Here is a 6,849-nt window from a genome sequence, read left to right on the forward strand (position 1 = left end):
CTGGGACGGTTGGCCGGGGGCCGGGGGCCGGGGCACAAGGGCGGCCCAAAGGCCAAGGGCTGGCCGCTGGGAACCGCCAGCGGGGCCGTGCCCGCCGCACCCGCCGGAGGCTCGGCACCGAGCCGGTCCGCCCACCGACCACGCGGCGCGTATCCCACCGGCCACCGCGCAGCCACGTCACCGCCATCGCCACAGCCGCAACCACCGCCACCGCCGGTCGCAGTACCACCGGCGCATCACCGCCCGCCGCGGGGCCTCCCGCTACCGCCGGTCCAGGGCGAACACCGCGCCCGTTCTGGCCTCCAGGACGCAGCGGTTCGGGAAGGTCTCCGTGTAGTCGACGAGGCGGCCGCGCCACTGGCCGCGGGCGTGGGCGGTCACCGGGGCGTAGAGCATGGGGCAGAAGGTGTCCTTCCGCGGGATGCCGTCGATGCGGCCGTCCGACGCGGCCAGGTCCGCGCAGGCGTCGGCCGCTCGGGCGTGGCCGCCGGGCGGGTCGCAGCGGAGCAGGGCACTGCGCGGCGCGGCGGCCGTGCCGCGGGACTCCTGCGGGGTGACGGTGACGTGGAGCCAGGTGCCGCGGGCGTCACCGGGCCGGGCGTCCGCCTGTGCGGGAGCCGTGCAGACGATGAGGGCGAGGAGGGCCGGCAGGACGCCCCGTACCGCGTTCCTTGAGATGTACGTCATTCCCGGTGCATCGGCACCGCGCTCTCCGAGCCCCACCCCGGCTCACCCGAACGGGAGCGTCCGCGCGGGTGTCGCAGGGCCAGCTCGAACGCGGCGAGAACAACCCGTGCCTGGTACTCGGCCTGACGCGCGACGGGGATCCAGCGGGCGGCACAGGCGTCGCGGTAGTCGGCGCAGCGGGCGTCGATGAGCCGGTCCAGCTCCGGCAGCGCCCCGGCCGGATCGTGTCCGGAGCCCCTCACCAGCTGGTGCAGCAGTCCCGCCGTACGCAGAGCCAGTCGCCGCCCGGCGATGCGCAGGGCGACGAGGCGGGCGGTGGTCATCGGCGGCAGCGGGTGAGTGGCGCCCCCGCCGTGGTCGGGGTCCCAGGCGTCGGCGAGTCCGGGGCAGACGAGCAAATAGTCGCCCACGGGCGCGAGCAGGCGCGCCGTGTCGTGGCCGGCGGCCAGGTGAGGGCGTATCCGGGCCAGCAGTCCGGCGAGCAGCAGGGTGTCCTCGCGCAGGGTGCGGCTGACGGAGCGCAGGACGGCCTGTGCGTCGGCGGGCGGGGAGCCGTCCGCCACGGCCGCCACGCCCCACATGGGCGCCTCGACGACGGCGGTGACGGTGCCGTGCCGATGCGGATGGAACCAGGTCGACTCGACGGCCGCCTCGGTGATGGCCGCGGCCAGGTCGCCTCGGTGCGGGGGCGGGATGCGGTACACGGCGGGGCCCAGGCCGGGCCAGTACAGGGCGTCGTACGCGCCGAGTTCGCGCGGGATGCCGAGGCGGGCGGCGATCCCGGCGACGCGCCGGCCGAGTCCCGGCAGGTCGCGGGTGAGCTCGACGAAGCCGCCGCCGACGTCGACGCCGTGCAGGGAGCACTGCAGGACCGGCCGGAGTTCGTCCTGGAGGGCGAGCAGGGCGCGGGTCTCAGGTAGGGCGGCCGCGGCGGCGCCGTCGGGCAGCCATTCGGGTTGTTCCAGGAAGCCGGGCCGGAAGAAGTGACGGAAGTAGTGGCCGAGGGTGTACGGCCCGGTGAGCCAGCGTTCGTTGCGGCGCAGGCCGTCGGGGTCGAGGCAGAGCAGCAGGTTCCAGGTGACGTCGGCGCCCTCGGTGAGCCGGGGGTCGGCCAGGGTGCGCTCGGCCAGCCGCAGCACGGTGGCGCCGCCGACGGGTTCGTTGGCGTGCGGTCCGGCGACGACGAGGGTGTGCCGGCTGCCGTGGCCGACGCTGAGCAGCCACAGGGGGGTTCCCGCGCGGGAGACACCGACGCGGCGCAGGCGGGCGGTCCGGGGGTGGCGGGCGACGAGGGCGGCGGCCCGTGCGCCCAGCTCGTCGACGGTCGGATAGCGCAGGAGGGGCGGCAGGGCACACCTCCACGAAGTGCTGCCGTCGGTTCACCCGGAGTGCAGGCGTACGTACAGTCAGTCACGACAGTCGGCGCTGCGTCAACACCGCGGAGGGCAAAGGGGATTGACCGACACCGAGCCGTGACGGGCCGGCCGGTGTGTCGGGCGCGCCGGCCCGCTGGGGCCCCGCGCCGCTCAGTTCGCCGCGAGCCGGTACGTGATCCGCCCGAACCCGATCTGGTCCCCCTCGCGGACGACGGCCGCGCCGATGACCCGGCGGCCGTTCACCGTGGTGCCGTTGGTGGAGCCGAGGTCCCGCAGGACCCACATGCCGCCCTGGTGCCGGAGTTCGGCGTGCACGCGCGAGACCGTCTCGTGGTTGAGGCGCAGCCCGTTCGCGGGGTCGCGGCCGATGCGCAGCGGGTGTCCGCTCGCCGGGTGGGGCAGCAGCAGCTTGGGCAGCCGCTCGGCCTGCCAGGCCCTGCGCAGCCGTACGGAGAATCCGGAGACGGCCTCCACGGTGCCGAAGACCAGCCGGGCGAGACGGTTCTCGGTGGGCAGGTCGGCGGTGAGCGCGGCGAGCTCGTCGGAGCGGCGGGCGGCGAGGGCGAGTTCCATGCGGCGGATGAACGTGTCGTGGGAGAGCCGGCCCATGGCGACGCCGTCCCGCAGCACCTTCAGCGCCTTGTCGCGCTCCGCGTCGGACAGCCGCGCGGGATACGTGGGGAACTCGAAGGACGACGTCACCTGGTGATTGTCGGTCAGCGCGGCCGGGCTGTCCAGAAAACGGGGAAACGGCCGCCTCGCGCGCGTGCCCGGCGACACCGGCCGCAAAAGGGAACATTCACAAGCGGATTGATCTCTCATGGCGCAGGATGGACGGGCTACATCACGGTGAGCAGACGAAGGGGAACCGTCCGTGCAGTTCGAGGTGTGGGCACCACAGGCCGGCCGAGTGACGCTCGAGTGCGACGGTGTCACGCGCGCGTTGGAGCGCGATCCGGAGCGGGAGGGGTGGTGGCGGGGGGACGCCGACGCGCGGGACGGGTCCCGGTACGGCTTCTCGCTGGATGGCGGCCCCGTGCTGCCGGATCCGAGGTCCCGGCGGCAGCCGGACGGTCCGGACGGGCTGAGCGCGGTCGTGGACCACGAGCGGTACACCTGGCGCGCCGAGTGGGCGGGGCGCCCGCTGCCGGGTGCGGTGCTGTACGAGCTGCATGTCGGTACGTTCACGCGCGAGGGCACGTTCGACGCGGCGGCCGAACGGCTCGGGCATCTCGCCGGGCTGGGCGTGACGCATGTGGAGCTGATGCCGGTGTGTCCCTTCCCGGGGCGGCACGGCTGGGGGTACGAGGGGGTGTCGCTGTGGGCGGTGCACGAGCCGTACGGCGGGCCCGAGGGGCTGAAACGGTTCGTCGACGTCGCGCACGCGCTGGGGCTGGGGGTCGTCCTGGACGTCGTCCACAACCATCTGGGGCCGTCGGGCAACTATCTGCCGCAGTTCGGCCCGTACTTCACGGACACGCACCACACGCCGTGGGGGGCCGCCGTCAACCTGGACGCGCCCGGCTCGGACGAGGTGCGGACGTATCTCGTGGACAGCGCGCTGGCGTGGCTGCGGGACTACCGGATCGACGGGCTGCGGCTGGACGCGGTGCACGCGCTGGCGGACACGCGCGCGTACCACTTCCTGCAGGAGCTGTCGGCGGCGGTGGACACGCTGGCGGCCGACACGGGCCGGCCGCTGTTCCTGATCGCCGAGTCGGACCTGAACGACCCGCGCATGATCATGCCCCGCGAGGAGGGCGGCTTCGGTGTGCAGGCGCAGTGGAACGACGACTTCCACCACGCCCTGCACGCGGCGCTGACCGGTGAGTCGCAGGGCTACTACGCGGACTTCGCCCGCGCGGGCCTCGCCGGTCTGGCCAAGACGCTCACCGGTGGCTTCTTCCACGACGGGACGTACTCCAGCTTCCGCGGCCGCAGTCACGGGCGTCCGCTGGACCGCACCCGGGTGGCGGGACACCGGCTGCTCGGGTACAGCCAGACCCACGACCAGGTCGGCAACCGGGCCCAGGGCGACCGGCTGTCCGCGCTGGTCTCCCCCGGCCTGCTGGCGTGCGCGGCGACGCTGGTGCTGACCGCGCCGTTCACGCCGATGCTGTTCATGGGCGAGGAGTGGGCGGCGGGCACGCCGTGGCAGTTCTTCACGGACCACACCGATCCGGAGCTCGCCAAGGCGGTACGGGACGGCAGACGCCGGGAGTTCGCGGCGCACGGCTGGGCCGAGGAGGACGTCCCCGACCCGCAGGACCCGGCGACCCGGGACCGCTCCTGCCTCGACTGGTCGGAGCCGGAACGCGAGCCCCACGCGCGCGTGCTGGCCTGGTACCGCCGGCTGCTCGCACTGCGCCACGAACAGCCCGACCTCACCGACCCCGACCTCGCCGACACGAAGGTGGCCTACGACGAGGAGGCCCGCTGGCTGGCCTTCCGCCGCGGCGACATCCGCGTCGCCGTCAACCTCTCCCCCACCCCGGCGGCCATCCCCCTGGGCGCCCCGAACGCCCGCGTCCTGGCCACCTGGGAGCCGGTCGACACCCCGGGCCCGGACGGCGTACTGCACCTGCCCGGCGAGTCGGCGGTGGTACTGCTCCAGGACTGACCGCTCCCGCGGCGGCATGCCGACGCCTGCCATGCCGCCGCGCTGCTCAAGTCACGCGGCGGCACCGGCAGTTGCTCACCGGTGGCCACCGAAGCGCGAGCATCTGGGGGTCGCCGGGCTGATCGGAGCCGGGCTCGTGCTCGCCGGCACCGGCTGGGGCCGCAGGATCGAGCGGCTCCATCGTGAGCGGCCCGCAGCCGGAGACGGGAGTGTCAGACCCGTTCGAGAGGCCGGTGCGGCCCCGTCGGGAGCTTTGCCGTGATCGTGTCGCCGGGGCGGACCACGCCGCCCTGCTGCACGACGCTCATGATCCCGGCCTTGCGGACGACGTTCCCCGCCTCGTCGCGGCCGACCACCTGCTTGAGCAGGCCGTCCTGGAAGGCGTCGATCTGCACGCAGGGGTTGCGCAGGCCCGTGACCTCAAGGACGGCCTCGTCGCCGATGTGCAGCAGGGTGCCGGTGGGCAGGGCGAGCAGGTCGATGCCGCGGGTGGTGATGTTCTCGCCCAGCTGGCCGGGCGCCACCTCGAAGCCCGCGCGGCCGACCTCGGCGAACAGCTCCTCGTGGATGAGGTGCACCTGACGCAGGTTCGGCTGGGTGGGGTCCTGTGCGACGCGCGAGCGGTGCTTGACCGTCACCCCTGCGTGCACATCGCCCTCGACGCCGAGCCCGGCGAGCAGCGTGATGCTCTCCCGGTTCGGCTTGGTGAACGAGTACTCCCCGTTGCTGCTGACCGCCGTCACTGTCCCCGTCATGCTGCGAGCCCCCTCCTCGGCTTCCGAGATCACCCACCACCCTACGGGCCCGTCCTGTCACGGGCGGCGGCGTGGGCGGGCCTTGTGGGTGTCGGAGATGTGGGACGTGAGGGCGATGGACGCGGTGGCGCGGTCGTAGGAGAGCTGGGCCACGCGCGCGTAGAGGCAGTCGATGATCAGCAGGACAGAGTGGCGCGCGCCGAAGCCGCCGTGCCGGAAGCTGGTCTCGCCGGAGGTCGAGACGAGGTGGATCGCCGCGGCCTGGGCGGCGGGCGAGCGGGGGTCGGAGGTGATGACGACGGTCGTCGCCCCGCGCTCGGCGGCCAGTTGCAGCGGGCCGAGCACCTCGCGGGTGCTGCCCGAGTGCGAGAGCGCCACCGCGACGTCGGCGGGCGTCAGCAGGGACGCCGAGGTCTCCGCCGCGTGCACCTCGGTCCAGCCCCTGGCCTGGCAGCCGATCCCGAAGAGCCGGGCCTCCGCCTCCCGGGCGAGGACACCGGAGGCGCCCACGCCGTAGATGTCGATGCGGCGGGCCTTCACCAGGGCCCGCGCCGCCCGGTCCAGCGCCTCGCGGTCCAGGCGCTCGACGGTCGCCCGCAGCGCCTGGAGGTCCGCGTGCGCGATGACCTCGATGACCTGGTCCAGGCTGTCGTCGGGGCCGATGTCGGGGCCGAGCGGTCTGTCCCGGGTGGGGTGGTCCTGCGTGAGCTGCCCCTGTTCCTTGGCGAGTTCGAGGAGCAGTGCCTGGTAGGAGTCGAGCCCGAGGGCCCGGCAGAAGCGGGTGACCGTCGCCTGGGAGGTGCCCGTGCGGCGGCCGAGGTCGGCGGCCGAGGTGTGGGCGAGCGCGGCCGGATCGGCGAGGACGTGTTCGGCGACCTTGCGCAGCGAGGCGGTCAGCCGGGGCAGTTCGGAGTGGATCAGTGCGGTGATCACGGCGGGGCTCGGCTCGATTCGTCGGGGTGTGCTTCGGGTCGGCCACAGGGCCTTGCCAGGACCTGATTCTATCAACCACCATGCAGTGTGCTAGATGAATCACTGAAACAGGAAGCGGTCGCTGCTCGGCCTTCCCTGCTGTTGGGGATCGACGCCGGGGGCACCCGGACCCGCGCCTACTGCGCCGACACGGCGGGCGAGCCGATCGGCACGGGTGACAGCGGCCCCGGGAACGCGCTCGGTGTGCGCCCCGCCGACCTCGTACGGCACTTGTGCGAGGCCATGGCCGCCGCCGTACCGGAGGAGCTGCGCGGCGCCGTGACGGCGGTCGCGGGCGGGTTCGCGGGCGGTGGGCCGGGGCGGGGCCGGGACATCGCGCTCTCATGTCTTGCGGAGGCGCTGGACGCCCTGGGTGCGGGGACCGCCGCCATGGAGGTGTACGGCGACGCCGAGGTCGCGTTCGCCTCCGGGCCCGGGG

Annotated in this window: 6 protein-coding genes and 1 pseudogene; 2 read left to right on the forward strand and 5 right to left on the reverse strand. The window is 74.1% G+C overall.

Annotated elements, in window-relative coordinates:
* Positions 1-261: 261 nt before the first annotated feature.
* The 3 genes from N4P33_RS30550 to N4P33_RS30560 form a co-directional block, all read right to left on the reverse strand.
* A complete protein-coding gene (locus N4P33_RS30550) occupies positions 262-687 on the reverse strand; it encodes a subtilase-type protease inhibitor (protein WP_260830184.1) in 426 nt (141 codons plus the stop codon).
* Positions 684-2,036 (reverse strand): M14 family zinc carboxypeptidase, encoded by a 1,353-nt coding sequence (locus N4P33_RS30555; protein ID WP_399030407.1) that lies wholly within the window; start codon positions 2,034-2,036, stop codon positions 684-686. The genes N4P33_RS30550 and N4P33_RS30555 overlap by 4 nt, the downstream gene beginning before the upstream one ends.
* Positions 2,037-2,213: 177 nt before the next feature.
* Positions 2,214-2,765, reverse strand: coding sequence for a DUF1707 and FHA domain-containing protein (locus tag N4P33_RS30560; protein WP_260830185.1), 552 nt, complete (start codon positions 2,763-2,765; stop codon positions 2,214-2,216).
* Between the two features lie 172 nt (positions 2,766-2,937).
* On the opposite strand from N4P33_RS30560, the gene treZ reads away from it, so the two are divergent.
* On the forward strand, positions 2,938-4,683 hold the full coding sequence (gene treZ / locus N4P33_RS30565) for a malto-oligosyltrehalose trehalohydrolase (RefSeq protein ID WP_260830186.1): 1,746 nt from the start codon (positions 2,938-2,940) through the stop codon (positions 4,681-4,683).
* A 212-nt stretch (positions 4,684-4,895) separates the two neighbouring features.
* Here treZ and N4P33_RS30570 read toward each other — a convergent pair whose 3' ends face one another.
* Both N4P33_RS30570 and N4P33_RS30575 read right to left on the reverse strand, forming a co-directional pair.
* On the reverse strand, positions 4,896-5,438 hold the full coding sequence (locus N4P33_RS30570; protein ID WP_260830187.1) for an MOSC domain-containing protein: 543 nt from the start codon (positions 5,436-5,438) through the stop codon (positions 4,896-4,898).
* Positions 5,439-5,495: 57 nt separating this feature from the next.
* Positions 5,496-6,371 (reverse strand): MurR/RpiR family transcriptional regulator, encoded by an 876-nt coding sequence (locus tag N4P33_RS30575; RefSeq protein ID WP_260830188.1) that lies wholly within the window; start codon positions 6,369-6,371, stop codon positions 5,496-5,498.
* 141 nt (positions 6,372-6,512) lie between these two features.
* On the opposite strand from N4P33_RS30575, the pseudogene N4P33_RS30580 reads away from it, so the two are divergent.
* Positions 6,513-6,849 (forward strand): annotated as a pseudogene (locus N4P33_RS30580) (ATPase); the annotation flags it as partial.

The organism is Streptomyces sp. 15-116A, from assembly GCF_025290915.1.
Taxonomy (GTDB): Bacteria; Actinomycetota; Actinomycetes; order Streptomycetales; family Streptomycetaceae; genus Streptomyces.

Excerpts from the sequence above, each read along its gene's own strand:
- N4P33_RS30550 (WP_260830184.1), bottom strand. The coding sequence starts at position 687 with ATGACGTACATCTCAAGGAACGCGGTACGGGGCGTCCTGCCGGCCCTC.
- N4P33_RS30570 (WP_260830187.1), bottom strand. The coding sequence starts at position 5,438 with ATGACGGGGACAGTGACGGCGGTCAGCAGCAACGGGGAGTACTCGTTC.